The sequence below is a fragment of the Methylobacterium sp. J-077 genome, assembly GCF_022829365.1.
In the GTDB taxonomy this organism is placed as follows: Bacteria; Pseudomonadota; Alphaproteobacteria; order Rhizobiales; family Beijerinckiaceae; genus Methylobacterium.
On record NZ_JAKSYJ010000216.1, the window covers coordinates 78,531 to 102,981 of the forward strand.

The following is a 24,451-nucleotide window of genomic DNA, read 5'->3' on the forward strand; positions in this document are numbered from 1 at the left end:
CCATGCATCTCGTCGGTCGCCTGTTCCTCGGAGCCTTCGCCCTGCTGCTGGCCGTCCCGGCCGGCGGCTCGATCCTCATGCTGGCGCTTCTGGTCGATCCGACCGCCAATGCGTGGCTGACCAATGGCGCACTCGCAGGTGTCGACATGGCCCTATCCGATCTCTCGGCGGGGCTTCCGCCGGAGGGGCTGACGCTCCTGATCGCGGGCCTCGCCCAGGCGCTGTTCGTCTTGCTGTTCGTACCGCCGGCCCTGGTCGGCTTCACCGGCGAGATGTTTTCGCGCCGCGGCTTGCTCTGGTACGGTGTCGGTAGCGGTCTTCTGACCGCAGCCCTGCCCTGGCTTGCCCGCGGCGTCGCGCGTCCGGAAGCAGGCCCAGGGCTTCGCACCGCCGAGGCGCGGCTGACGCTGATCCTGTTCGTCGTCGGCGCCAGCGCCGGCCTCGTCTACTGGCTGGTCGCGGGACGCAGCGCCGGGTTCTCCCGGCCCGAGCGGCATGCCGGAGGCGCATGATCGTTTGGTCCGGTGTCGGACCGTCCGCGCTTGGCCGCGGGCGCCTCCGCGCGGTAGAGGAAAGCCGTCACGAAGCGGATCCCGATGCTCGTCCTGCGCTCCCTCGCCTTCAACGTCTGCTTCTACGCGGTGACGACGCTGCTGGCGCTCGGCGGCCTGCCCACGCTGGTCTCCCGCCGCGCGGTGCTGAGGCTGGCCCGGCTCTGGGGCCGGATCACCCTCTGGCTGCTGCGCGCGGTCGCCGGCATGCGGGTCGAGTTCCGCGGTCTCGAGAACATCCCGAAGGGGCCGCTTCTGGTGGCGGCCAAGCACCAATCGGCCCTGGAGACCCTCGCGCTCTGCACGGTGTTCCCGCAATTTGCCTACATCCTGAAGCGTGAGCTGCTGCTGATCCCGCTGATCGGTTGGTATCTGTCCCGCAGCGGCATGGTGGCGATCGACCGCTCCAAGGGCGCCCGGGCGATGAGCCTGATGAACGCAGCCGCGGCCGACGCCATCCGGGAGGGCCGCCAGCTCATCATCTTTCCCGAAGGAACCCGCCGGGCGGTTGGGGCTCCGCCGGCCTACAAACAGGGTCTGTCGCACCTCTACACGGCCTTGAAGGTGCCCTGCCTGCCCGTGGCACTGAACACCGGGCAATTCTGGGCGCGTAACAGCCTCATCCGCCGGCCTGGCACGGCCATAATCCAGTTTCTCGCACCGATCCCGCCGGGTATGGGGCGCCAGGAATTCCAGGCGCTGGCGCAAGATCGGCTGGAGGCGGCCACGAACGCCCTGCTGGAGGGCGGCCAGAAGGGTTTTGCGTCCGCGAGCGCTTCGTCATCGGCCGCGGATGCGCCTGCCGGCGCCGCACCGCGCCGCTGAATTCCATCGGGGCCGCATTGACAGATGTCCACCGGCTGTCGCATCGCCCAGCAGCCATGGCTGCTGGTTGTGGATAACCCGCGCCATCACCACATCTCTGCCTAGGAACGTTGTGCTTGACGCCTGTGGATATCGCGCAGTAGATTGGAACAAATGGCGAACAGAAGAGCCCTGTCCTGGTCGGCCGCGCTTCGCGACCTAAAGGACGATCGCACGCGGAGGCAGGATGTGCGTGAAGAACGCCTCAAGACCACGGCCGGCCTGCGCGGCACGCCGGCCTTGCCGCTCTCGGCCTGGCGCGGGCATTCGGGCCGGCGCTACGTGGTCGGGGTCCATCCGGCCGGGGCCTTCGACCTCGACGAGATGGCGGAGGCCGTGGTGATCGCCGTGCGGCGCGACGAGACCGGCATCGCCGAGATGGTCTCGGTGGCGACCTCGAAGGAGAGCCCGCGCGACCATCTCCGGCGAACCTGGCTCGACCGGGTGCGGAGCAGCGGCGCCACCGAGCTGCATGTGCATCGCCTCGCCGAGAGCGACGCCGAGCGGGCGGCGATCGCCAGCGACCTGCAGTTCGATACGATCGAGCCGGCCCAGGTCTGATCCTGGACCTGACCCGGCTGTCGGGTCTCAGGAGGCTAATCGCTCGCCGCGCGGTCGACCGATCCCGACGTTGCCCCAGTTTTGCCCCGTGCATGGCCTCAAGGCGGGGCCTGCAAGCCCCTGGATCGGGGCGGATGGTGGGGAGCGAGACGCATGACGCAGGATCGGACGCGCACAGACGGCGATGCGCAGGCTTCGCTGGCGCGGACCGCGCGGCGTCTCCGGCTCGGGCTGTTCCTGCCCTACATCGTGCTCGCGCTGATCGTGGTCGCCTGGTCGGCCGGCTGGTTCTGGATCCGGGGACGGGCGGCGACCGAGATCGACGGCTGGATGGCCCGGGAGGCGGCGGCCGGCCGCACTTGGACCTGCGCCGATCGATCACTGACCGGTTACCCGTTCCGGATCGAGCTGCGCTGCAGTGGCGTCACACTGGATCGGTCCGACGGCCGGTTCCGCCTCGGCCCGTCGACCGCGGTGGCGCAGGTCTATCAGCCGCGACTCGTCCTGTTCGAGAGCGCAGGCCCCTTCCATGTCGAGCAGGGCGCGCTGACTGGCGACGCCACGTGGAGCAAGCTCCAGGGCAGCGTCCACGGCGCTTCGGAGGGCTTCACCCGCGCCTCCCTGGTTGTGGACGGCCCGAATGTCATAGTCACCGGGGCCGATCCGGGTCCGATCGCCGTGTCGGGCCAGCATCTGGAGTTGCATGCGCGGCCGACCCCCGGCCGCTTCGAGTCCGAGGGCGCGGTCGACGTGAGCCTGCGGCTCGCGCAGGCCTCGGTACCGCAGCTCGATGCGCTCACCGGCAACCCCGCCCCCGCCGACATGTCCCTCGATGCCACCGTGACCCAGGCGACCGTCCTGCGTACCGGGCCGGTGCCGCGGGAACTCGAACGCTGGCGCCGGGCCGGCGGCAGCCTCGACCTAACGGCCTTGTCGCTGGCCAAGGGCGCCCAGCGCGTCCAGGCGAAGGGCGCGCTCGCCCTCGACGAGGCGCACCGCCCGGTCGGGCAGCTCGATCTGCGGGCAGCCGGGGTCGATGCCCTGGTCGGCAGTGTGGTCGGCCAGCGCTTCGGATCCGAGAAGGGTGCCCTGGTCGGACAGCTCGTCGGTGGCCTCCTCGGCCTGGGCCGGCGGCCCGAGCCGGAGGATGGGCCGGCGGATGCGGCACCGCTCAAACCCCTGCCGCCGTTGAAGCTCGTGAACGGGCGTGTGGTCTTTAGCGGCTTCCCGATCCCGAACGTCTACCTGCCGACCCTGTACTAGATCGGCTATAACGCCCCATGTCCGCTCCGATTCCTCCGGTCCGCGTCAAGATCTGCGGGCTCAGCACGCCGGAAACTCTCGACGCCGCGCTGAATGCCGGCACGGATTGGGTCGGGTTCGTGCACTTCCCCCGCAGTCCCCGTCACGTGGACTTCGCGGGCGCGTCGCGTTTATCGGCGCAAGCCCGCGGCCGGGCCGAACGGGTCATCCTGCTCGTTGATCCCGACGATGCGGTGGTTCGTGCGGCGGTCGAGGCGGTGGACCCGGACCTGATCCAGCTGCACGGGCGCGAGAACCCGGAGCGGGTGGCGGCGATCCGGGCGCTGGCCGGACGGCCGGTGATGAAGGCGATCGGGGTGGCGGCCCGGGCCGACCTGGAGCCGATCGCCGCCTATGCGGCGGTGGCCGACCGGATCCTGTTGGATGCCAAGCCGCCGCCCGGCGCCGCGCTCCCCGGGGGCAACGGCCATCGGTTCGACTGGGCCCTCCTGGCCGAGGCCGATCTGCCGGCAGGGACCATGCTGTCCGGCGGGCTGGATGCCGGCAATGTCCAAGAGGCGCTGACCCGCACAGGGCTCCGCGCCGTGGACGTGTCGTCTGGCGTCGAATCGGCGCCCGGACTCAAGGACCCGGACAGGATCGCGGCCTTCGTGGCCGCGGTGCGGGCGGCCCGCTGAACCTGTCCGCTCAGCGCGGTGCCGGCAACGCGGTCCGGTTGGTGTTGGGCACCGTGTAGGCGGTGCCTTGCGTCTCGCTCTCGGGCGCGTAGGCGCGCAGCCGGGTTGCCTCGCGCTCGTATCGGGTTGCCTCGCGGCGATGGTAGCGCACGTTCGCCCGGGTCTTGCCCTGGCCGAGCCAGGTGAAGATGCCGCCGACGACGATGCCAAGAGCTACGGCGCCAAACAGGATCGCGTAGAGCGGCAGGTCGACGCTGAACACCGGCGCGTCCGCGTTGAACGGATCGAAGGAGAGCGGCACCGGCGCCCGGTTGGCGACCGCCAGCAGGATCACCAGGGCGGCGATCGGCAGCAGCACGAGGCTCTTCAGGAAACGGATCATCGCGCTCTCAAACCTCTTCCTACTCGGCGGCCGACGCACTCTCGCCGATGCCGGCGGCGTTGAGGCGCTGGCGCATCTCCTTCCCGGTCTTGAACACGGGAATGGCCTTCTCGGAAACGGCAACGGCCGCGCCGGTGCGTGGGTTGCGTCCCTTCCGCGCTTCTCTGCGCTTCACCGAGAAGGCACCGAAACCGCGCAGTTCCACCCGGTCGCCCCGGGCCAGCGCGTCCGAGATGGTGTCGAGGATCGCGTTGACCAGGATCTCGACGTCACGCTGGTAGAGATGCGGGTTCTGCTCGGCGATCTTGAGGACGAGCTCCGATTTGATCATGGCGTCCGGTCTTCTCGGGGGATCGGGGCGGGCTTCGGGAGCGGGGCGCTCAGGGCTCCGGGCGCCACAGGACGAGCAGGCCGCCGCCGGCGGTCTCGGCCTGGGCACCGACGGCCCGCAGACGCCCGGCGAGCCCGTCGAGGCCCAGGAGGTCCGCGCCGATGCCGGCGGCCGACCAGAGCGAGAAATCGCTGTCCTTGCTGGGCTTCCAGTCCTTGATCGGCAGGTCCTTCGGCACGCCGCGGTTCGCCTCCAGCCAGGCCACGGCCTGGCGCTCGCCGCCGAGCTCGTCCACCAGCTTCAGGGGCACGCTCTGACGGCCGCTGAACACCCGCCCGTCCGAGACGGCGGTGAGCTGGCCGGCATCCATGCCCCGGCGCTCGGCCACGAGACCCTTGAACCAGGCATAGGTGTCGCCGACCACGGCGGCCAGGGCAGCGCGCGCCTCCGGGGTGGTGGGGGTGAAGCCCGAGGGCTCGGCCTTGAGCGGGGAGGATTTCACCGACTCGACCTTGACCCCGACCTTGTCAAGGAGGCCCGACAGGTCCGGGTACTGGAACAGCACGCCGATCGACCCGACCAGACTGGTCTCCCGGGCGACGATGTGGTCGGCCGCGATGGCGGTGATGTAGGCGCCCGATGCGGCGGTACCGTCCACGAAGGCCACGATCGGCTTCTTGGCGGCAAGCGCCCGCAGGTTGCGGAAGATCTCTTCGGACCCCGTGGTGGTGCCGCCCGGCGAGTTGATCGAGACGACCACGCCCTTCACGGCGTCAGAGTCGCCGACCCGCTGCATCAGCTTGGCGGTCGACTCGCTGCCGGCGATGAAGCCCGAGACGGAGATGCGGGCGATCTGCGGGCGCACCGCGAAGGCGCCGTCGGCGCCGGCCCGGACGCGGTAGCCCAGGGCCCCCACTGCCACGATCAGGCCGCCGATCCCGAGCACCCGCCACAGGGACAGCCTGCGGCGCAGGCGCCGCCGGTCGATCAGCAGTTCGGCGTCGGCTGCCATGCGGTCGCTTCCCTTCGCCTCCCCGGATCGGCCCCGTGACGGGGTGCGGGGGCGAGACCCCGCGCCGGGCAAGTCCTTGGTTTCCTTTGCCTCGCGCGGCCGGAGCCGCCCGAGGCCGGTGTTCTAGAGCATTTTCCGCGGGCCTGGATATGGGCCGCGCGAAGAAAATGCGGGGCCCTCGCGCAGACCATCAAGTCGGGCTGCCGTCAGGCAGGCCGCGCGCTCACAGTCGAGGCCGGTGATCCGTAGGACGCGTCGCGTTCCGGCCAGGATCCCGGGCAGCGCGCCTCACGAAGACGGATCCCAGGGGTCGATGACAGTGAGGCCGGCCGCCGCGAACGGGGCGGTATCGCGGGTGGCGACGGTCAGTCCGTTAGCGAGGGCGACCGCTGCGATGCAGGCATCGGCGGTCTCGATCCCGCTCCCTGCCTTGCGAACCCTCGCCAGCAGTTCGGCATAGGCGGTCGTGCAAGCCAAGTCGAACGGCAGGACACGCCCGACAAACATGGGTAGCACGCCCCCCTCCAGGTCCTCATGCAGTGTCGCTCGGCGTTTGCCAACCGGTAGCAAGGTTACGCCGGCGCGCAGTTCGGCGACGGTCATGGCAGACAGATAGAGTGTTTCCAGAGGTTGCCTGTCGATCCATTCGATGACGCGGGCCTCGGGCGCATGCCGGAGCGGCTCCGAAACCACGTTCGTATCGAGGAGGATCATTCAAAGCACGCCGCACGGGCCGGGGTTTTGTCGCGCACGCTCTCGAGGATGGCGAGTTCCTCGTCCGTCAGTCTGATCTTGCTGCCGATCTCGGCCAGCAGCGAACCCAGTTTGATCCGGCCTTCCGGCCTCACCGCAGATTCCAGGATATGGCGCATTTCGGCCTCGACGCTGCGACCGTGTTGAGCGGCCCTTACGCGGATCGCGCGATGCACCTCATCGGGCACATTCCGAACGGTCATGGATCGCATATGTCAAAACCTCTGCATGATGGCGACGATTGCATTTTATCAATTTGCAATCAACTTCGCCCACGGTACCGCGCGTGGCGAGATCCATCCTTCAAGACGATTTTCCCGGCTGAAGCCGCGGCCTCCACGCGGTCGAAGCCTTCGAGCGGCGTGCCGGTACCGGCGCCAGAGGTGGTTGCAGGACTCGGCGGATCCCGGCGCTTCGAAAACCCACCGCACAACGAAAAGCCCGCGCGGGACGAGTGTCCCGCGCGGGCTTCTGGATCGTTCCGTGTCCGCCGCCCGGCTTAACCAGACGGCGAAACCGTCTGGTCTCAATCGTCGTCGGAGCGCTTCTTGTTGAAGGCCGCGCCGAGGATGTCGCCGAGCGAGGCGCCGGAATCGGCGGAGCCGAACTGGGCCATCGCCTCCTTCTCCTCGGCCACTTCCAGGGCCTTGATCGAGACCTGGACGCGGTGGGCCTTGCGGTCGAACTGCACGACCCGGGCATCGAACTTCTCGCCGGCGGCGAAACGCTCGGGGCGCTGGTCGCCGCGGTCGCGGGCGAGTTCGGCGCGGCGGACGAAGGTGGTCATGTCGGTGTCGACGATCTTCACCTCGACGCCCGAATCCTTCACCTCGACGACTTCGCAGGTGACGATCTGACCCTTCTTGATCTCGCCGGCCTCGGCGAAGGGGTCACCGCCGAGCTGCTTCACGCCCAGCGAGATCCGCTCCTTCTCGACGTCGACGTCGAGAACCTGAGCGCGGACCATGTCGCCCTTCTTGAACTCCTCGATGACCTGCTCGCCGGGACGGTTCCAGTCGAGATCCGACAGGTGGACCATGCCGTCGACATCGCCCTCGAGGCCGATGAACAGGCCGAACTCGGTCTTGTTCTTGACCTCGCCCTCGACCTCGGAACCGACCGGGTGCTTCTCGGAGAAGGCCTCCCAGGGGTTCTGCAGGGTCTGCTTGAGGCCGAGCGAGATGCGGCGCTTGACCGGATCGACTTCCAGGATCTGAACCTCGACCTCCTGAGAGGTGGAGACGATCTTGCCGGGATGGACGTTCTTCTTGGTCCAGCTCATCTCGGAGACGTGGATCAGGCCCTCGATCCCCGGCTCCAGCTCCACGAAGGCGCCGTAATCGGTGATGTTGGTCACGCGGCCCTTGAGCTTGGCGCCCTCCGGGTAGCGCGCGGCGATGCCCTCCCACGGATCGGCCAGCAACTGCTTGATGCCGAGCGAGATGCGGTGCGTCTCGTGGTTGATCTTGATGATCTTGACCTTGACCGTCTGGCCGATGGTCACGACCTCGGACGGATGGTTCACGCGGCGCCACGCCATGTCGGTGACGTGCAGCAGGCCGTCGATGCCGCCGAGATCCACGAAGGCGCCGTACTCGGTGATGTTCTTGACGACGCCGTCAATGACCTGACCTTCCTCAAGGTTGGCCACCAGCTCCGAGCGTTGCTCGGCGCGGCTCTCTTCGAGCACGGTCCGGCGCGACACGACGATGTTGCCGCGGCGGCGATCCATCTTGAGGATCTGGAACGGCTGCGGGGTGCCGAGCAGCGGGGTGACGTCGCGGACCGGGCGGATATCAACCTGCGAGCGCGGCAGGAACGCCACGGCGCCGTCGAGGTCGACGGTGTAGCCGCCCTTGACCTGGTTGAAGATCGTTCCGGTGACGCGGTCGTTGTTCTCGAACGACTTCTCGAGCTTGACCCAGCTCTCCTCGCGACGGGCCTTGTCGCGCGAGATGACGGCTTCACCGAGCGCGTTCTCGATACGGTCGACGTAGACCTCGACTTCGTCGCCGACCTTCAGCTCGCCTTCGCGGCCTGGGCCGGTGAATTCCTTGAGCGCGACACGACCTTCCGTCTTGGCGCCGATGTCGATGACGGCCACGTCCTTCTCGATCGCGACGACGCGACCCTTGACGACGGAACCTTCGGTGATCTCGTGTTCGAGGAAGCTCTCCTCGAGGAGGGCGGCGAAATCGTCGCGGCTCGGGCTGCGCCCCAGAGCGGTACCAGCGGTCATTCTCTCTCCTGAACGGCCTCCGGCGGAGGCCCGTTGCGTCGGCGGCTCGCGTTGCACGCACCCCCGGTTCGCCGCGGCCGCTCCCGTAAAACTTGAGGGAGAGGCGGCCGGTCCCGCGGGATCCGGCTTGCCGACGCGTCGATACGGATGACGAGGGCGGTCCAGCCGACGACGCGGCGGCACCCCAATGAGCGCGCGCGAGCGGAATCCGGAAGGACGCGCGCTGCATACAGCATCAGCTTAACGACTTCAACCGAGGGAATTTCTCGGCGTGGGGCGTGGCTCGGAGGGGACTATTGTTGGGGCGAGCTGATTTGGCGGGCTGCCGATATGGCTTTCGCCCAGTCACCCCGTGTTGCCTTCGCCTTCTTGCAGACAGGTAGACGGATTTGCCCCTTGCCGGATGTGGCGCGGGTCCCCTCTCCCGTGCGGGCGAGCGGATTCACACATCGCTGCGGGATGGGGCTCGAGGCCAACCCAGGCGCATCTCCCTCCCTCCCCTGCGGGGGAGGGTGGCCCCTGCGTCAGCAGGGGTCGGGAGAGGGAAACTCGGGTTCAGGAAGGGCGCGACCGGCATGACGGGCTAAGCCCGATCCTGCACCGCCGCTCCCCTCTCCTGACCGCCCTCGGGGGCCACCCTCCCCCGCAGAGGGGGGCGGGAGAGCCGCTGTGTCTCCCGTGTCTACTGCCGACCCCAATGAGTGAATCTGCAAGCCCGTGCGGGAGAGGGACAGGGTGATGGCACAGGGTCTTCCGGATAGAGCGGGTCCCTCACCCGCACGGCAGAGGGCGCAGGTCTCGCCGTGCCTCAGGACGGTGCAGATTGGTAGCGCCAAGCCCCACAGGAGCACATTTGCCCGTACAAACCGAACGGCTACAAGGCCTCATTTGACTGCCCGATCAGGCGGCCCGGGCCAGGACGGCCTGCGCGCCATCGACCTCGTCGGTATGGACGTCGAACTGCACCAAGTAGGCGGTCCCGAAACTGGTGGTCAGCGCGCAATCCGTGGCGTCGCGCCCGCGGGCCATCACGATGCGGGCGATCCGTGGCCGGTTGTGCCGGGCGTCGAACGTGTACCAGCGCCCGCCCTCGGGGCCTTCCAGATAGACCTCGAACCACGCCGAAAAGTCCATCGGCGCCGGATCCTTCGGCACGCCGATATCGCCGAGATAGCCGGTTGCATAGCGGGCCGGGATGTTCATGCAGCGGCACAGGGTGATCGCCAGATGCGCGAAATCCCGGCAGACACCGACCTGCTGCGTATAGCCGTCGAAGGCCGTCCGGGTGGCGTCGGCCTGCTGGTAGTCGAACCGCAGGCGATTGTGGGCGAAGTCGACGATCGCCTGCACCCGTGCCCAACCCTCCGGCGTGGCGCCGAACAGCGACCAGGCGATTCCCGACAGCTTGTCGGTGTCGCAATAGCGCGAGCCGAGCAAGTACATCAGCACGTCGTCCGGAAGGTCCTGGACCGGGATCTGGCGCGCCTCCGGAGCCTGCGCGTCCGGCAGCCCGCTATCCGCGACGGTGAAATCGGCAGCCATGGTGATCCGGCCGCCCGGGGCGACGATGCGGGTGCAGACATTGCCGAAGACGTCGACGTGCTGGCGCGCCGCAACCGGTGGATCGAAGGTGATAACCTCCGGGGTGACGAGATCGCTCCGACGCTCGGGGCGAACGTTCAGGAGCAGGTTCATCGGCGTCGGGCCGAAGGTGTCGAATGCGATGGTGAAGCCGGTGCGGACGTGCATAGGAAGGAACCGTCGACGAAGCCAGCACGAGGCGGTGCTGTAGGATGGGCGCTAATAGTAATGGTGCCTATAATACTCAAATCGGCCAGCGGTTCCGTGCCGATAACTGTCGTCGTCCGTTAAGACTGCTCGAATATGTGGCACAGGCGCGTGCCGGTCTGGTCGAGCCGCTCCATGATGCCCACCCGCGAAGCAGCCCTGCCCTGCCCGATGTCATGTTGCATCGCACAGGGCAGCCTCGTAACGCTGCACGCCGTAGAGACCTGCGGATCGGCCCCGGCGCTGCGGCGGGCGATCGGTCCGCCGCCGGACGAACGCTGCGCATGACCCTCGACAAGCTCTCCCTGCCCAAGGACAAGATCCGCGTCCTGCTCCTCGAAGGCATCAACGATAGCGCCGTCGCGCTGATGCAGGCCGCCGGCTACACCAACCTGACCCGGCTGCCGAAGGCGCTCGACCGGGAGGCCCTGCACGCGGCACTTCAGGGCGTGCACATGGTGGGCATCCGTTCGCGCACGCAGCTCGACGCGGCCGCGTTCGAGGCGGCGGACCGGCTGCTGGCGGTGGGCTGCTTCTCGGTGGGCACCAACCAGGTCGACCTGGAGGCCGCGCGCCATCGCGGCATCCCGGTGTTCAACGCGCCGTTCTCCAACACCCGCTCGGTTGCGGAGCTGACGATCGGCGAGATCGTGATGCTGCTGCGCCGGATCGTGCCGCGCTCGGTCGGCGCCCATGCCGGCCGGTGGGACAAGTCGGCGGCGGGTTCGCTCGAGGTCCGCGGCAAGACGCTCGGCATCGTCGGCTACGGCAATATCGGCACGCAGCTCTCGACGCTCGCCGAGGCGATGGGCATGCGGGTGCTGTTCTACGACCACACCGACAAGCTGCGACACGGCAACACCGAACCGACCAAGACCCTGCACGACCTGCTTGGCCAGTGCGACGTGGTCTCGCTCCACGTCCCCGAGACGGAAGCCACCGCCAACATGATCGGCGCGGCCGAGATCCGGGCGATGCGCCCCGGTTCGTTCCTGATCAACAACGCCCGCGGCACGGTGGTCGACCTCGACGCGCTGGCGGAGGCCCTGCGCGACGGCCACCTCAAGGGCGCGGCCATCGACGTGTTCCCGGTGGAGCCGGGCTCCAACACGGAAGCCTTCGTGAGCCCGCTCCAGGGGATCGAGAACGTGATCCTCACGCCGCATATCGGCGGCTCGACGGAAGAGGCCCAGGAGCGCATCGGCGCCGAGGTCGCCCGCAAGCTCGTGGATTATTCCGATATCGGCTCGACGGTGGGCGCGGTGAATTTTCCGCAGGTGCAATTGCCGGCGCGGCCGACGGGGACGCGCTTCATCCACGTCCAGCGCAACCTGCCGGGCATGCTCGGGCGGCTGAACGACGTGTTCTCCCGCGGCCACGTCAACATCGCCGCGCAGTTCTACCAGACCGACGGCGAGGTCGGGTACGTCGTGCTGGAGACCGACGCCACCGACGCCGATGCCGAGGCGCTGCTCACCGAGATCCGCGCCATCCCGGGCACGATCCGGGCGCGCCTGCTCTACGAGCGCCGCTGAAACCCGGGCGATTTCGTCCCGACCGCATCGAACGCGGCGTCTGTTGCCGCGTTCGCCTTGCGCGGCGGCGCCGGGCGCTGTTCAAGTCACGCCCGGCCGCTTTGCTGATGGATCGGCCGATCGGCGGAGGATGTGCGGTGACGAAGCGTATTGGATGCGGATTGGCCGGCCTCGTGCTCGGTCTGGCCGGGACGGTTTCGGTCGTCTCCGATGCGTCCGCGGATTGCCTGCGCCGGATCTACAACCGCTCGACCTACGTGCTGGTCGCGCGCCAGGACGGCGGGCCGCCAGCGACCCTGCTGCCCGGGCAATCCCTACCGGTGCGACTGTCGCGGCCGGGCCAGATCGCGATCTCGGCCTATTGCGGGCTTCCCGATGCCGGAGGCAGCCCGGTCACCCAGGCGAGCTTCGATTACGAGGCCGTGCTCGACCGCTGCTTCGTCCGGTTCGGGAGCGATGAGTTCTTCGCATCGCAACTCGGCCGCGGCTTCTTCGGCACGCAGGAGACCGCACCGTTCACGGTCAACAACCCGCAGCAGGGCGACATCGTGCTCGGTCCCTCCGCCCTGCCCGCCTGCCCGGTGCCGGGCGCGGTGCTCAGCCGGCGCGGCTGAACGTCTGATTGGACCATCGTCCTATCCCGGAAGCCGGAAACCGCCTTTCGGGACGATGCGTCAGAGAAAATGCCGGAAGACGACCCGCCGGTCCTCGCCGGCGTCGGGCGGCGGAGCCGCTGCTGGCGTCAGGAACGGGCTGGCGAGCCGCAGCGCAATCAGGCTCAGAGCCGCAAGCGCCGGGGTAAGACATCGGAACGGGCGAGCGAGCATGAGCGCCTCCGTCGCGGCGTTGCCCACACAGGAGATGACCTGAGTGCAGCCCTGACGCGTGAGCAGAGCATCGCATCAAGCCGCTCGATCCGACGTGCCGAAGCGCACATGGGTCACGTTAAGCCGGCTCACCGAGGCCTGCGCGCCGCAATCCGTACGCGCATGCCGCACGCGCCCGAGGACCGGATCCTTCGCGGTAACGGTCGCCCGATTGCGTCCGCGGCATCGCTGGCGCCTCGGGCGGCACGCTCCTATGGTGCCTTCTGCGGGAGTTTCGCCGCGCACGCCGCGACTTTGCTCCCCTCGCCGAACCAACAGCGTGAACGAGGACGCGCGTATGCTGACCCAGACTGGCAACTCGATCCTGCGGGGGGATCTCGGCGTCGAGGAAACCATCGAATCCGACAACATCGTCCGGTGGGACGGCGAGCGCCTCTACGTCGAGCAGGACGTGTTCCACAACGGCCAGCTCGTTCACCGCAAGTACCGCCGCACCGTGTCCGAGCCGGTGGCCCAGGCGCTCTGGGCGATCATCAACCGCGCCAAGCAGTAAGTTTTTGCGTGTAGGCCCCGCCCAAGTCAGTGGGGGTCACGATGGGGGACGGCGGCGCTCCCGCCCTCCCCGGCAGCCTCTCGAAGCCACGTCAGGGAACCGGCGCTACGCCGCCACCGCGTTGAGGGGTTCTGCGGCCGAAAGCGGCTCGGTCTGCAAGGCGTCGAGCCGGCTATGGGCGTTGTCGAAGGCCGCCCGCACCGTCGCGCCGGCATCCTCCACCGCGACCAGCACCGCCAGCTTCTGGCTTGAGGCGCGATCCGCGATGCTGCGGGCAGCCGAGAGCAGGGACTGCTCCAGGCTTTGGAATTCGGCCGCAGCCTCCTTCCCCGCTTCGCGGGTGGCCGCCGCCAGGCGCTCCAGCGCCGCCTCGAGGGCATGACGCAGGACAAGCGTGCGCACGCGCTCCTGAAGGAGCGCCCTCTCGTCGAGTTTCATCGGAATGGGTCCGCAACCGGGAACGCGGAGACGATCTCATACTTTCGCGGACGGTGCAGCCACCTTTTTGCAACAGCGCAATACAGCTTCTGTGCCGAGCCGCCGATTTTTCCGAGACGGTATGGTTGCTCCGCGACAGGATAGTCTATCGTTTATCGATGGAATCCAAAGCTAGGATACGCGATATCGGCTGTCTAAACGGGAATGCATGACTATTCGTGGCGCGTTCAGCACTACGGATTCCAATGGAAGAAAAACTGTCATGGTGCTGTCACAACTGCATTGCGACTGTGACGCCGGGCTGAGGAAGATCGGTGCAGCCCCGTGGCGCGCAGCAGAAACCGGCGGCCTCGTTCGCACGCTCTCGTCGGGATCGACCGATGCGGAGCGAGCCGTTCGCGGGCCACGCGCCTCGTGAGGCACCCTCAATACGGGGTTCCACGCCGACGGCGCTCGCCAAGAGCTTCGGCATACCAGTCCAGCTCGTCCAGGAACCGGCCGGCCGCTTTCTCGATCCAGGCATCCGCGGGCGTGCCGTCTTCGTCGAGCACCGTCTGGAGACGGGGGATCGGCAGCAGTGATGGGATGCTGGGCATGCCCAGTTCGGCGAGCATGGCCCGGAGCGGCATCGCCGCGCGGACCCCGCCGAACTGGCCGGCCGAGTAGCAACAGATCGCCGACGGCCGCCAGGAATACTCTTCGAGGAAGTGATCGAGGGTGTTGGACAAAGCCGGCGGAACGCCGTGATTGTACTCGGCCGAGACCACCACGAAGGCGTCTGCCTCGCGATACAGAGCGGCGAGGCGTTCCAACGCCTCCGGGGCGGTGCCGGATGGGTATTCCTTGTACATCCGGTCGAGGAGCGGGAGCTTCAACTCGGCGGGATCGACCAGCGGGGCGGCGTGGCCGCGCGCCTCGAGCCGGGCGATCAGAAACAGCGCCGCCCGGATGCCGATGCGGTCGGAGCGGACGCTGCCGAGGATGACCGGGACGGTGAGAGGCATGGCGATCTCCGATCAACCTGATCAGGTCTTCGATGTGGCCGTGAGCGCGCTGGCTGCCAGGCCGGCCGGCCCGGTGGTCGCGTAGGCGGCGATCGCCTTCGTGACCTGCTGAAGCAACGATTGCAGGCCGTCGTCGGTGCCGCTGGACGCGGTCGTATCGCCGGTCGACGTGCCCGAGGTCGTCGCGGCAGCGGTGCCGCCGCTGGCCGCAGGGTCGGACGTCGTAGTGTCCGGAACCGCGGATTCGGCAGGGCGTGCGTGATGGCCGTGATGGTGATGGACCGGTGCTGAAGCGCCCGAGGCCTGGCCGTCATCCGTGCCGACGGCCGATGCCGTCCCGTCGGTGGCGCTCGAAGAGCTCGTGGCCGCCGCGAGACCGCCCTGCGCGTTGATCTGGCTGTAATCGGATTGCACCTGCAGCAGCGAGGCCATCAGGTCGCTCGACAGCGCCGGGCTGGACGACGTGCTGCTTGAGGACGTCGCGGCGCCGGTGCCGGCCGAGGCGCCGGCGTCCTGGCTCGCTGAGGCGAACGTGCTCGCGTCGGTCTGCTGCGCGGAGGCGGCCCGCGTCTGCCGCAGGGCGCTGATGAGGTCTCGTTGGAGGCTGCTGCTCGTGACCGAACCGACCGACATGATACGTCCTCGCGAAGTCTTGCGGGGGTGACCACGCACGGCGCGTTCCAGAATTTTCGCTTTGATTTCAAAGGGCAGAATGGGCGACCGGCCGGCAGGATTGGCCGCGCGGCAGAGTTTGCCGATTTGTGGCGGCCTCGCGATCCGAGCGTCCGATCCTCATGCGATCCTTATAAGATCGCCCGCCTCTCCGTCTCGAACCCTAACGTGGTTCCCGTCCACACTCCGGGTTGGCCGGGATCGGTCGCGGCAGAGCCGCGGTCGGCCCGCGCGACCGACACGGACGTCCCATGCTCGACCTCATCTTCATCGCCGCGGGGCTAACCTTCTTCGCCGTGAGCGAAGGCTACGCGCTCCTCTGCGACCGCCTCTGAGGCAGACCGCCATGACCCTCGACCTCGCCCTCGGCGCCCTCGTGACTGCCGGGCTCCTCGTCTACCTCACCTACGCCCTCGTCCGCCCCGAGCGGTTCTGAAGGACCACCTCCCATGACCCTCAACGGCTGGATCCAGATTGAGCTGTACTGCGCGGTCGTCTTGGCGCTCGTGAGGCCCCTCGGCCTCTACTTGACCCGCGTGTTCAACGGCGAGCGCACCGTCCTCTCGCCGATCCTCGCGCCGTTCGAGCGCGGGCTCTATCGCGTGTCCGGTATCGACGCCCGGCAGGAGCAGCACTGGCTCGCCTACACCGGCGCCGTAATCCTGTTCCACATCCTGGGCTTCGCGGCGCTCTACGCGATCCTGCGCCTGCAGGCCATCCTGCCGCTCAACCCGGCCGACCAAGCCGCGGTGGCGCCGGACCTCGCGTTCAACACGTCGGCCAGCTTCATCACCAACACCAACTGGCAGTCCTACGGCGGCGAGACCACGCTGTCGTACCTGACCCAGATGCTGGGCCTGACGCACCAAAACTTCCTGTCGGCGGCCACCGGCATCGCCGTCGCTGTCGCGCTGATCCGCGGGTTCGCGCGGGCTTCGACCGGCACCATCGGTTCGTTCTGGGTCGATGTCACCCGGGCGACCCTCTACGTGCTGCTGCCGATCTGCATTCCGTACACGCTGTTCCTCGTCTGGCAGGGCATGCCGCAGACGCTTGGGGCGTATGTCGACGCGACCACGCTCGAGGGCGCCAAGCAGACCATCGCGGTCGGGCCGGTGGCGAGCCAGGTGGCGATCAAGATGCTGGGCACAAACGGCGGCGGCTTCTTCAACGCCAACGCCGCGCACCCGTTCGAGAACCCCACCGCCCTGTCGAATTTCGTCCAGATGGTCTCGATCTTCGCGATCGGGGCCGCGCTCACCAACGTGTTCGGCCGCATGGTCGGGGACGAGCGCCAGGGCTGGGCGATCCTGGGCGCCATGGGCGTCCTGTTCCTGGCCGGCGTCCTCGTCACCTACTGGGCCGAGGCCCAGGGCAGCTCCGTCCTGAACAGCCTCGGCCTCGCCGCCGGCAACATGGAGGGCAAGGAGATCCGCTTCGGCATCGCCGCCTCGGCGCTGTTCGCGGTGATCACGACGGCCGCCTCCTGCGGCGCGGTCAACGCCATGCACGACAGCTTCACGGCGCTCGGCGGCATGATCCCGCTGATCAACATGCAGCTCGGCGAGATCATCATCGGCGGTGTCGGCGCCGGCCTCTACGGCATGCTGATCTTCGTGATCGTGGCGATCTTCGTGGCGGGCCTGATGGTCGGCCGCACGCCCGAATACCTCGGCAAGAAGATCGAGGCGAAGGAGGTGAAGATGGCCATGCTCGGCATCCTCTGCCTGCCGCTGATGATGCTCGGTGGAACGGCCATCGCCACGGTCGTCTCCGCCGGCCTCGCCGGCCCGGCCAATGCCGGCCCCCACGGCTTCACCGAGATCCTCTACGCCTACACCTCGGCGGCGGCCAACAACGGCTCTGCCTTCGGCGGCCTGACGGCCAACACGCCGTTCTACAACAGCACGCTGGCCATCGGCATGCTGGTGGGGCGGTTCTTCGTGAAGATCCCCGTGCTCGCCATTGCGGGCTCGCTGGCGGCCAAGAAGACGGTCCCGGCCTCGGCGGGCACGTTCCCCACTCATGGCGGCCTGTTCGTCGGGTTGCTGGTCGGCGTCATCCTGATCGTCGGCGGCCTGACCTTCTTCCCGTCGCTGGCGCTGGGCCCCGTGGTCGAGCACCTCGCGGGCACGGCGGGCCAGACCTTCGCGACGGGAGGCTGAGATGACCCGTGCCGTCCCGTCCCGACGCGTTCCGCGCCACCACCTGATGGTGCACCGGCAGCCGCCGCACCGGGACAGGCCCGCGGCCAGGCCGGGCGCCGCACCGGCCAGGCTCTCCGACCTGATCCTCGCGCTGCTCGGCGTGACCCTGCTCGGCGGTCTCGCCCTGCTGGCCGCCGCGGCCCTGATGGCGCGTGTCGCCGCGCCCTGAACCGATATTCCAACCCGGCGCGCGACGCCGGGCTCCGATCCCCTCAATCTGGACACCCGACCATGTCCCGCCCTGCGTCATCCCTGTTCAGCCCCGCTCTCGTCGGACCCGCCCTCGTCGGCTCCGTAAAAAAGCTCGACCCGCGCGCCATGATCCGCAACCCGGTCATGTTCGTCGTCGAGGTCGTGGCCGCCCTCACGACCGTGCTGTTCGTCCGCGACCTCGTGGTCGGCGCCAGCGACCTGCTGTTTTCCGGCCAGATCATCCTCTGGCTGTGGTTCACCCTGATCTTCGCCAACTTCGCCGAGGCCCTCGCCGAGGGCCGGGGCAAGGCCCAGGCCGACAGCCTGCGGCGCACCCGCACCGAGATGACGGCCAGACGCCTGACAGGCTCGGGGCGCGACTCCGAGACCGTCCCGGGCACGTCGCTCAAGGTTGGCGACGTCGTCCTGGTGGAGGCCGGTGAGCTCATCCCCTCCGACGGCGAGGTGATCGAGGGCGTGGCTTCCGTCAACGAGGCGGCGATCACCGGCGAATCCGCGCCGGTGATCCGGGAATCGGGCGGCGATCGCTCGGCTGTCACCGGCGGCACGCAGGTGCTCTCCGACGCGATCAAGGTCCGCATCACCGCCGCAGCGGGGTCGACCTTCGTCGACCGCATGATTGCCCTGGTGGAGGGGGCCTCGCGGCAGAAGACGCCGAACGAGATCGCCCTGAACATCCTGCTCGCCGGCCTCACCATCGTGTTCGTGTTCGCGGTCGCCAGCATCCCCAGCTTCGCGTCCTATGCCGGTGGGGCCATCCCGCTGATCGTCCTGGTCGCGCTGTTCGTCACCCTGATCCCGACGACGATCGGCGCGCTCCTCTCGGCCATCGGCATCGCCGGCATGGACCGGCTGGTGCGTTTCAACGTGCTCGCCATGTCGGGCCGCGCCGTCGAGGCGGCGGGTGACGTCGACACGCTGCTGCTCGACAAGACCGGCACCATCACCCTCGGCAACCGGCAGGCCACCGAGTTCCGCCCGGTTTCGGGCGTGACGGAGCAGGATCTGGCGGATGCGGCGCAGCTCGCCTCGCTGGCCGACGAGACCCCAGAGGGCCGCTCGATCGTCGTGCTCGCGAAGGAGGCCTACGGCATCCGCGCCCGCGACATGGCGGGGCTGAACGCGACCTTCGTGCCATTCACCGCCCAGTCGCGCATGAGCGGCGTCGATCTCGACGGCGTGTCCATCCGCAAGGGCGCGGTCGACTCGGTCATCGCTGCCGTGACGGCACAGCCGATGGCGACCCGCGGTTCCAACGCGGCGCTGGCCTACTACCCGGCTGCCGAGACCGAGGTCGTGGGCGAACTTCGAGCCATCGCAGAGGCGATCGCCAAGGCCGGCGGCACGCCGCTCGCGGTGGCGAGGGACGGCCGGCTACTCGGAATCGTCTACCTGAAGGACATCGTGAAGGGCGGCATCCGGGAGCGTTTCGCGGAGTTGCGGCAGATGGGCATCCGCACGGTGATGATCACCGGCGACAACCCGTTGACCGCCGCCGCCATCGCCGCGGAGGCCGGCGTCGACGACTTCCTCGCCCAGGCCACCCCGGAGGACAAGCTGGCGCTGATCCGCAAGGAACAGGCGCAGGGCAAGCTCGTCGCCATGTGCGGCGACGGCACCAACGATGCGCCGGCGCTGGCCCAGGCCGATGTCGGCGTCGCCATGAACACCGGCACGGTGGCGGCCCGCGAGGCCGGCAACATGGTCGATCTCGATTCCGATCCGACCAAGCTCATCGAGATCGTCGGCATCGGCAAGCAGTTGCTGATGACCCGGGGGGCGCTGACGACCTTTTCCATCGCCAACGACGTAGCGAAGTACTTCGCGATCATCCCCGCCATGTTCCTGACGCTCTACCCGCAATTGCAGGCGCTGAACGTCATGGGCCTGGCCTCGCCGCAGAGCGCGATCCTCTCGGCGATCATCTTCAACGCCCTGATCATCGTGGCGCTGATCCCGCTCGCCCTGCGGGGCGTGACCTACCGCGCCGTCGGCGCCCCCGCGCTGCTGCGCCGGAATCTGCTGATCTACGGGCTCGGCGGCGTCCTGGTGCCGTTTGCCGGCATCAAGGCCATCGACCTCGCCGTCACCGCCCTCCATCTCACGTAAGGTCAGGGAAGACTTCCATGATGAACCAGCTTCGGCCCGCCCTCGTCCTGCTCGTCGCCCTGACGGCGGTCACGGGCCTCGCCTACCCCCTCGCCATGACCGGCATCGCCGGGGCGATCTTCCCGGCCAAGGCCGCCGGCAGCCTGATCGAGCGCGACGGCAAAATCGTCGGCTCGAGCCTGATCGGCCAGACCTTTACGGGCGCGAACTACTTCCACGGCCGGCCGTCGGCGACGAGTGCGCCCGACCCGGCCGATGCGAGCAAGACCGTGCCGGCGCCCTACAACGCGGCCAATTCCTCCGGCTCGAACCTCGGCCCGACGAGCGCCGCGCTGGCGGAACGCGTGAAGGGCGACCTCGACGCCCTGAAGACAGAGAGTCCGGGCACGCCGGTGCCGGTCGACCTCGTCACGACGAGCGGCTCGGGCCTGGACCCGGACATCTCGCCCGAGGCCGCCCTGTTCCAGGTGCCCCGGGTCGCCAAAGCCCGCAACCTCCCCGACGACAAGCTGCGCGACCTCGTGACGAGCCAGGTCCAGGGTCGCAGCCTCGGCCTGCTCGGCGAGCCGCGCGTCAACGTGTTAGCCTTGAACCTCGCCCTCGACGATCTGGGACGCCGCTGAGGAACAATCTTGCCCGAGCCCGGCCGCGATCCGACCCGTCCCACCCCGGAGGCGCTACTCGAAGCGTCACGCCGGGAGGGGCGCACGTGCGGCAGGCTCAAGGTCTTTCTCGGCGCGGCCCCCGGCGTCGGCAAGACCTACGAGATGCTCACCATCGGCCACGCGAGGCTGAAGTCCGGCACCGACGTGGCGGTCGGCGTGGTGGAGACCCACGGCCGCGTCGAGACCGAGGCTCTGCTCGACGGGTTCGAGGTGATCCCGCGACGGGCTGTGCCGTACCACGGCACCGTCCTCGAAGAGATGGACCTCGACGCGCTGCTCGCCCGCCGGCCCGCGCTCGCCCTGGTCGACGAGCTCGCCCACACCAACGCGCCGGGCAGCCGCCATCCGAAGCGTTACCAGGACGTGGAGGAACTGCTCGACGCCGGCATCGACGTCTACACGACGCTGAACATCCAGCACGTCGAGAGCCTCAACGACGTGGTCGCGCAGATCACCCGCATACGGGTGCGCGAGACCGTGCCGGACGGCATTCTCGACCGAGCCGACGACATCGAGGTGGTCGATCTCAACCCGGACGACCTGATCGAGCGCCTCAAGGCCGGCAAGGTTTATCTCCCGACGAACGCCGAGCGCGCGCTCAAGCACTACTTTTCCCGCGGCAACCTCACCGCCTTGCGGGAGCTCGCCCTGCGCCGGACCGCCGACCGGGTCGACGACGAGCTCTTGAGCCACATGCGTGCGAATGCCATCGCCGGGCCCTGGGCGGCGGGCGAGCGGGTGCTGGTCTGCGTGAACGACGACCCCCGCTCCGCCGGCCTGGTGCGCTACGCCAAACGGCTCGCCGACCGCCTGCACGCGCCGTGGACGGCCCTCGCCATCGAGAGCCCGCGCACCGCGTCCTTGAGCGAAACCGAGCGCGACCGGATCGCGGAGGCGCTGCGGCTGGCCGACCGGCTCGGCGGCGACGCCGTGACCCTGCCGGGCGGCCGGCGCATCGCGGACGACGTCCTGGCCTATGCCCGGAGCGCCAACGTCAACCACATCGTCGTCGGCAAGGCGACGCGCTCCCGGTGGTTCGTGCTCGTCAACGGCTCGGTGGTGTACGACCTCGTCAGCCGGAGCGGCAACATCAGCGTGCATGTCGTACCCGGAGAGGCCATCCCGGTGGAGGGGTCTTCCCGCCGGTCCGTGGCCACGGCCGCGCCTGCGAGCACGGTCGACGCGTCCGGCTACCTGATGGCCCTGGTCGCGGTGTCGTTCGGCCTTGGCACCGCCATCCTCGCCCAGCCCTATGCCGGCGTGGAGAACGCCGACCTGTTCCTGCTCACCGCCGTCGTCGGCGTCGCCGTGCGGTGGGGGCTCGGGCCCTCCCTCCTGGCCGTGCTGGCGGCCTCGCTCGCCTACAATTTCTTCTTTCTGCCGCCGGTCTACACGCTCACCATCGCCGACCCAACCAACGTCGCGGCCTTCCTGCTCTTCACGATCGTGGCGGTCCTGGTCTCGAACCTCGCCGCCCGCGCCCGCCTCACCGCCATCGTCAGTCAGGGACGCGCCAAGGCGACGGAGCGGCTCTTCGGGTTCTCCCGCAAGCTGGCGGGCTGCGGCACCCTAGACGACGTGCTCTGGGCCACCTCCGCACAGGTCGCGGCGATGCTCAAGGTCCGGGTGGTCCTGCTCCTGCCCGAGGGCAAGGCGGTCACGGTCCGGGCGGGTTACCCGCCGGAGGACATGCTCGACGAGGCCGATCTCGCCGCGGCGCAGTGGGCTTTCGACAACGACCGGCCGGCCGGTCGCGGCGCCGACACGCTGCCGGGCGCCAAGCGCCTATTTATGCCGATGCGCACCGGGCGCGGCACCCTCGGCGTCATCGGCCTCGACGCCGACGGGACCGGCCCGATCCTGACGCCGGAGGACCGGCGCCTGCTCGATGCGCTCGCCGACATGGGCGCGCTCGCCATCGAGCGGGTGCGGCTCGTCGAGGATCTCGACAAGGCCGAGCGCGCCGCGGAGACAGACCGCCTGCGCCAGGCGCTGCTCACCTCGATCAGCCACGACCTGCGCACCCCGCTCGCCTCGGTGCTGGGCGCCGCGAGCACGCTGCGCGACCTCGACGCGGCGCTCCCTCCCGAAGCGAAGGCCGAGCTCCTGGCGACGATCATCGAGGAATCGGAGCGGCTGAACCGCTTCATCGTGAACCTGCTCGACATGACGCGCCTGGAGGCCGGGGCGGTGGCGCCGAATCTGGCACCCCAGGACGTCGCGGAGACCGTCGACACCGCCCTGCGGCGGACCCAGAAGATCCTGGCCGGACACCGGGTCGCGGTCGAGATCGCTCCCGACCTGCCGACGCTGCGGCTCGACCCGGTCCTGTTCGAGCAGGTTCTGGTCAACCTCCTCGACAACGCCGCCAAATACGCACCGGAGGATTCCACGGTGACCGTGCGCGCCTGGCGGGACGGCCGGTCCGTTCGCATCGAGGTGCTGGACGAGGGCAACGGCATCCCCGAGCCGGACATCGAGCGGGTGTTCGACAAATTCTACCGGGTGCGCAAGAGCGACCGAGTCCGTGCCGGGACGGGGCTCGGCCTTGCCATCTCGCGGGGCTTCGTGGAGGCGATGGGCGGCACCGTCACCGCCGGCAACCGTCGGGACCGGTTGGGTGCCGCCTTCACCGTGACGCTGCCGGCGCCGACCCGGACCGCACCGAGGGATATGGCCGCATGAGCCCGACCATCCTGGTCATCGACGACGAGCCCCCAATCCGGAAATTGCTCCGCATGGGGCTCGCCACGCAGGGCTACGCCGTTCTTGAGGCGCCGAACGCCGCCGTCGCCCTGGAGGTGCTGGGCCGCGAAGCCCCCGACCTCGTCATCCTCGATCTCGGCCTGCCCGACATGCGCGGCCACGACCTGCTCCGCGCGATCCGCGTCAGCCATCCCGGGCTGCCAGTGGTGGTGCTGTCGAGCCGGGACGACGAGGCCGGCAAGGTCGAGGCCCTCGACCTCGGGGCCGACGACTACGTCACCAAGCCGTTCGGCATGGCCGAGCTTCTCGCCCGGCTGCGCGCGGCCCTGCGGCACCAGCTCGCAGTTCAGGGCGAGCGTCCGGTCTTCCGGGTCGAACGGCTCTCGATCGACCTCATCCGGCGCATCGTGAAGGTCGATGACACCGAGGTGAAGCTCACGCCGCGGGAATACGACTTCCTGCGGGTGATGGTGCTGCATGCCGGCAAGGTGCTGACTCACGCCCAGCTGATGCAGGCGGTCTCGGTCTCCTCCGACCCGCAATATCTGCGGGTCTACATGCGCCAGCTCCGCCAGAAGCTCGAAGCCGATCCAGAGCGTCCGCGCATCCTGCTCACCGAGACCGGCGTCGGCTACCGCCTGCGCGCGCCCGACGACGAGCCGACGCTCAAACCGCCCGTCGCGGAAAGCGGGCGCTGACGCGTTCAGCCACCGGCGTCACAACCGCAGCTCGATCCGCTCCGCGGAGAGCAGCACGGCATCAGGGCGATGATTGGTCTCGCCCGCTGCGTAATTCATCGCCGCCTCCCGGCTCCGAAACAACCCACCGGCCCGCCCGTGGATCTCGATGGCGACCCAACGGCCCTTGGGATCCTGCCCGACGATGAACTGGGCGATCTCCCCTGCCGGGGCGACGATGTGGATGATGGGCGACATCGGATGTCTGGGGTTCCCGCGATCCTCCGGGAACCGCGCCCTCAAGCTGGGCCGGGACGCATAAAGGTTCGAGCGGGACACGGCACCGATCGCGTAAGTGTCCCATTAGGATCGCCCGCGAGGCGCAGGCGGCGTCCGTGACAGCCAGCGTTGCCTCGCCGGTCCG

At 68.8% G+C, this 24,451-nt stretch carries 26 protein-coding genes; 15 read left to right on the plus strand and 11 right to left on the minus strand.

Annotated features, from left to right (window positions below):
• Positions 1 to 2: 2 nt before the first annotated feature.
• From MKL11_RS26650 to MKL11_RS26670, 5 genes are all read left to right on the plus strand, one after another.
• Entirely contained in the window at positions 3 to 512 is a 510-nt protein-coding gene (locus MKL11_RS26650) for a hypothetical protein (RefSeq protein ID WP_243948868.1), read from the plus strand.
• Between the two features lie 84 nt (positions 513 to 596).
• Positions 597 to 1,376: a lysophospholipid acyltransferase family protein gene (locus tag MKL11_RS26655; protein WP_243948871.1), complete on the plus strand. Its 780-nt coding sequence runs from the start codon at positions 597 to 599 to the stop codon at positions 1,374 to 1,376.
• Positions 1,377 to 1,529: 153 nt separating this feature from the next.
• A complete protein-coding gene (locus MKL11_RS26660; RefSeq protein WP_243948872.1) occupies positions 1,530 to 1,976 on the plus strand; it encodes a hypothetical protein in 447 nt (148 codons plus the stop codon).
• A 153-nt stretch (positions 1,977 to 2,129) separates the two neighbouring features.
• On the plus strand, positions 2,130 to 3,239 hold the full coding sequence (locus MKL11_RS26665; RefSeq protein WP_243948874.1) for a DUF2125 domain-containing protein: 1,110 nt from the start codon (positions 2,130 to 2,132) through the stop codon (positions 3,237 to 3,239).
• A 17-nt stretch (positions 3,240 to 3,256) separates the two neighbouring features.
• Positions 3,257 to 3,916: a phosphoribosylanthranilate isomerase gene (locus MKL11_RS26670; protein ID WP_243948876.1), complete on the plus strand. Its 660-nt coding sequence runs from the start codon at positions 3,257 to 3,259 to the stop codon at positions 3,914 to 3,916.
• A gap of 10 nt (positions 3,917 to 3,926) precedes the next feature.
• On the opposite strand, the gene MKL11_RS26675 is transcribed toward MKL11_RS26670, so the two are convergent.
• The 7 genes from MKL11_RS26675 to MKL11_RS26705 form a co-directional block, all read right to left on the minus strand.
• Positions 3,927 to 4,298: a LapA family protein gene (locus MKL11_RS26675; protein ID WP_243948883.1), complete on the minus strand. Its 372-nt coding sequence runs from the start codon at positions 4,296 to 4,298 to the stop codon at positions 3,927 to 3,929.
• A gap of 19 nt (positions 4,299 to 4,317) precedes the next feature.
• Complete coding sequence (locus MKL11_RS26680) at positions 4,318 to 4,629, minus strand: integration host factor subunit beta (RefSeq protein WP_007559930.1); 312 nt, start codon at positions 4,627 to 4,629, stop codon at positions 4,318 to 4,320.
• A 49-nt stretch (positions 4,630 to 4,678) separates the two neighbouring features.
• Positions 4,679 to 5,641: a signal peptide peptidase SppA gene (gene sppA, locus MKL11_RS26685; RefSeq protein WP_243948885.1), complete on the minus strand. Its 963-nt coding sequence runs from the start codon at positions 5,639 to 5,641 to the stop codon at positions 4,679 to 4,681.
• A gap of 288 nt (positions 5,642 to 5,929) precedes the next feature.
• The gene (locus tag MKL11_RS26690; protein ID WP_243948887.1) at positions 5,930 to 6,355 is read right to left on the minus strand and encodes a type II toxin-antitoxin system VapC family toxin; all 426 of its coding nucleotides are present in this window, start codon (positions 6,353 to 6,355) and stop codon (positions 5,930 to 5,932) included.
• Positions 6,352 to 6,606, minus strand: a complete 255-nt coding sequence (locus tag MKL11_RS26695) for a FitA-like ribbon-helix-helix domain-containing protein (RefSeq protein WP_243948890.1) — start codon at positions 6,604 to 6,606, stop codon at positions 6,352 to 6,354. The genes MKL11_RS26690 and MKL11_RS26695 overlap by 4 nt, the downstream gene beginning before the upstream one ends.
• Positions 6,607 to 6,920: 314 nt before the next feature.
• Positions 6,921 to 8,633 (minus strand): 30S ribosomal protein S1, encoded by a 1,713-nt coding sequence (gene rpsA, locus MKL11_RS26700; protein WP_243948892.1) that lies wholly within the window; start codon positions 8,631 to 8,633, stop codon positions 6,921 to 6,923.
• A gap of 900 nt (positions 8,634 to 9,533) precedes the next feature.
• The gene (locus MKL11_RS26705) at positions 9,534 to 10,382 is read right to left on the minus strand and encodes a transglutaminase-like domain-containing protein (protein WP_243948895.1); all 849 of its coding nucleotides are present in this window, start codon (positions 10,380 to 10,382) and stop codon (positions 9,534 to 9,536) included.
• A gap of 323 nt (positions 10,383 to 10,705) precedes the next feature.
• On the opposite strand from MKL11_RS26705, the gene serA reads away from it, so the two are divergent.
• From serA to MKL11_RS26720, 3 genes are all read left to right on the plus strand, one after another.
• Entirely contained in the window at positions 10,706 to 11,956 is a 1,251-nt protein-coding gene (gene serA / locus MKL11_RS26710; RefSeq protein WP_243948897.1) for a phosphoglycerate dehydrogenase, read from the plus strand.
• Positions 11,957 to 12,093: 137 nt separating this feature from the next.
• Positions 12,094 to 12,570 carry a hypothetical protein gene (locus MKL11_RS26715; RefSeq protein WP_243948899.1) on the plus strand — a complete coding sequence of 159 codons (477 nt, stop codon included), beginning with the start codon at positions 12,094 to 12,096 and terminating at the stop codon, positions 12,568 to 12,570.
• Positions 12,571 to 13,120: 550 nt separating this feature from the next.
• A complete protein-coding gene (locus MKL11_RS26720) occupies positions 13,121 to 13,336 on the plus strand; it encodes a hypothetical protein (RefSeq protein WP_243948901.1) in 216 nt (71 codons plus the stop codon).
• A gap of 105 nt (positions 13,337 to 13,441) precedes the next feature.
• On the opposite strand, the gene MKL11_RS26725 is transcribed toward MKL11_RS26720, so the two are convergent.
• The 3 genes from MKL11_RS26725 to MKL11_RS26735 form a co-directional block, all read right to left on the minus strand.
• Entirely contained in the window at positions 13,442 to 13,774 is a 333-nt protein-coding gene (locus MKL11_RS26725) for a hypothetical protein (protein ID WP_243948906.1), read from the minus strand.
• Positions 13,775 to 14,199: 425 nt separating this feature from the next.
• Positions 14,200 to 14,778, minus strand: coding sequence for an NADPH-dependent FMN reductase (locus tag MKL11_RS26730; RefSeq protein WP_243948908.1), 579 nt, complete (start codon positions 14,776 to 14,778; stop codon positions 14,200 to 14,202).
• 21 nt (positions 14,779 to 14,799) lie between these two features.
• Entirely contained in the window at positions 14,800 to 15,411 is a 612-nt protein-coding gene (locus tag MKL11_RS26735; RefSeq protein WP_243948910.1) for a cell wall anchor protein, read from the minus strand.
• A 385-nt stretch (positions 15,412 to 15,796) separates the two neighbouring features.
• On the opposite strand from MKL11_RS26735, the gene MKL11_RS26740 reads away from it, so the two are divergent.
• The 7 genes from MKL11_RS26740 to MKL11_RS26770 all read left to right on the plus strand — a co-directional run bounded on the left by MKL11_RS26740 (position 15,797) and on the right by MKL11_RS26770 (position 24,048).
• Positions 15,797 to 15,886 carry a K(+)-transporting ATPase subunit F gene (locus tag MKL11_RS26740; RefSeq protein WP_017484418.1) on the plus strand — a complete coding sequence of 30 codons (90 nt, stop codon included), beginning with the start codon at positions 15,797 to 15,799 and terminating at the stop codon, positions 15,884 to 15,886.
• A 13-nt stretch (positions 15,887 to 15,899) separates the two neighbouring features.
• On the plus strand, positions 15,900 to 17,615 hold the full coding sequence (kdpA, locus tag MKL11_RS26745) for a potassium-transporting ATPase subunit KdpA (protein WP_243948912.1): 1,716 nt from the start codon (positions 15,900 to 15,902) through the stop codon (positions 17,613 to 17,615).
• Position 17,616: 1 nt separating this feature from the next.
• Positions 17,617 to 17,826, plus strand: coding sequence for a hypothetical protein (locus tag MKL11_RS26750; protein WP_243948914.1), 210 nt, complete (start codon positions 17,617 to 17,619; stop codon positions 17,824 to 17,826).
• Positions 17,827 to 17,888: 62 nt separating this feature from the next.
• A complete protein-coding gene (gene kdpB, locus MKL11_RS26755; RefSeq protein ID WP_243948916.1) occupies positions 17,889 to 19,979 on the plus strand; it encodes a potassium-transporting ATPase subunit KdpB in 2,091 nt (696 codons plus the stop codon).
• A 17-nt stretch (positions 19,980 to 19,996) separates the two neighbouring features.
• A complete protein-coding gene (locus MKL11_RS26760) occupies positions 19,997 to 20,602 on the plus strand; it encodes a K(+)-transporting ATPase subunit C (protein WP_243948918.1) in 606 nt (201 codons plus the stop codon).
• Between the two features lie 9 nt (positions 20,603 to 20,611).
• Positions 20,612 to 23,329 (plus strand): sensor histidine kinase, encoded by a 2,718-nt coding sequence (locus MKL11_RS26765; RefSeq protein WP_243948920.1) that lies wholly within the window; start codon positions 20,612 to 20,614, stop codon positions 23,327 to 23,329.
• On the plus strand, positions 23,326 to 24,048 hold the full coding sequence (locus MKL11_RS26770) for a response regulator (RefSeq protein WP_243948922.1): 723 nt from the start codon (positions 23,326 to 23,328) through the stop codon (positions 24,046 to 24,048). The genes MKL11_RS26765 and MKL11_RS26770 overlap by 4 nt, the downstream gene beginning before the upstream one ends.
• Before the next feature lie 18 nt (positions 24,049 to 24,066).
• Here the strand turns inward: MKL11_RS26770 and MKL11_RS26775 are convergent, their stop codons facing one another.
• Positions 24,067 to 24,285, minus strand: coding sequence for a hypothetical protein (locus tag MKL11_RS26775; RefSeq protein WP_243948925.1), 219 nt, complete (start codon positions 24,283 to 24,285; stop codon positions 24,067 to 24,069).
• Positions 24,286 to 24,451 lie beyond the last annotated feature (166 nt).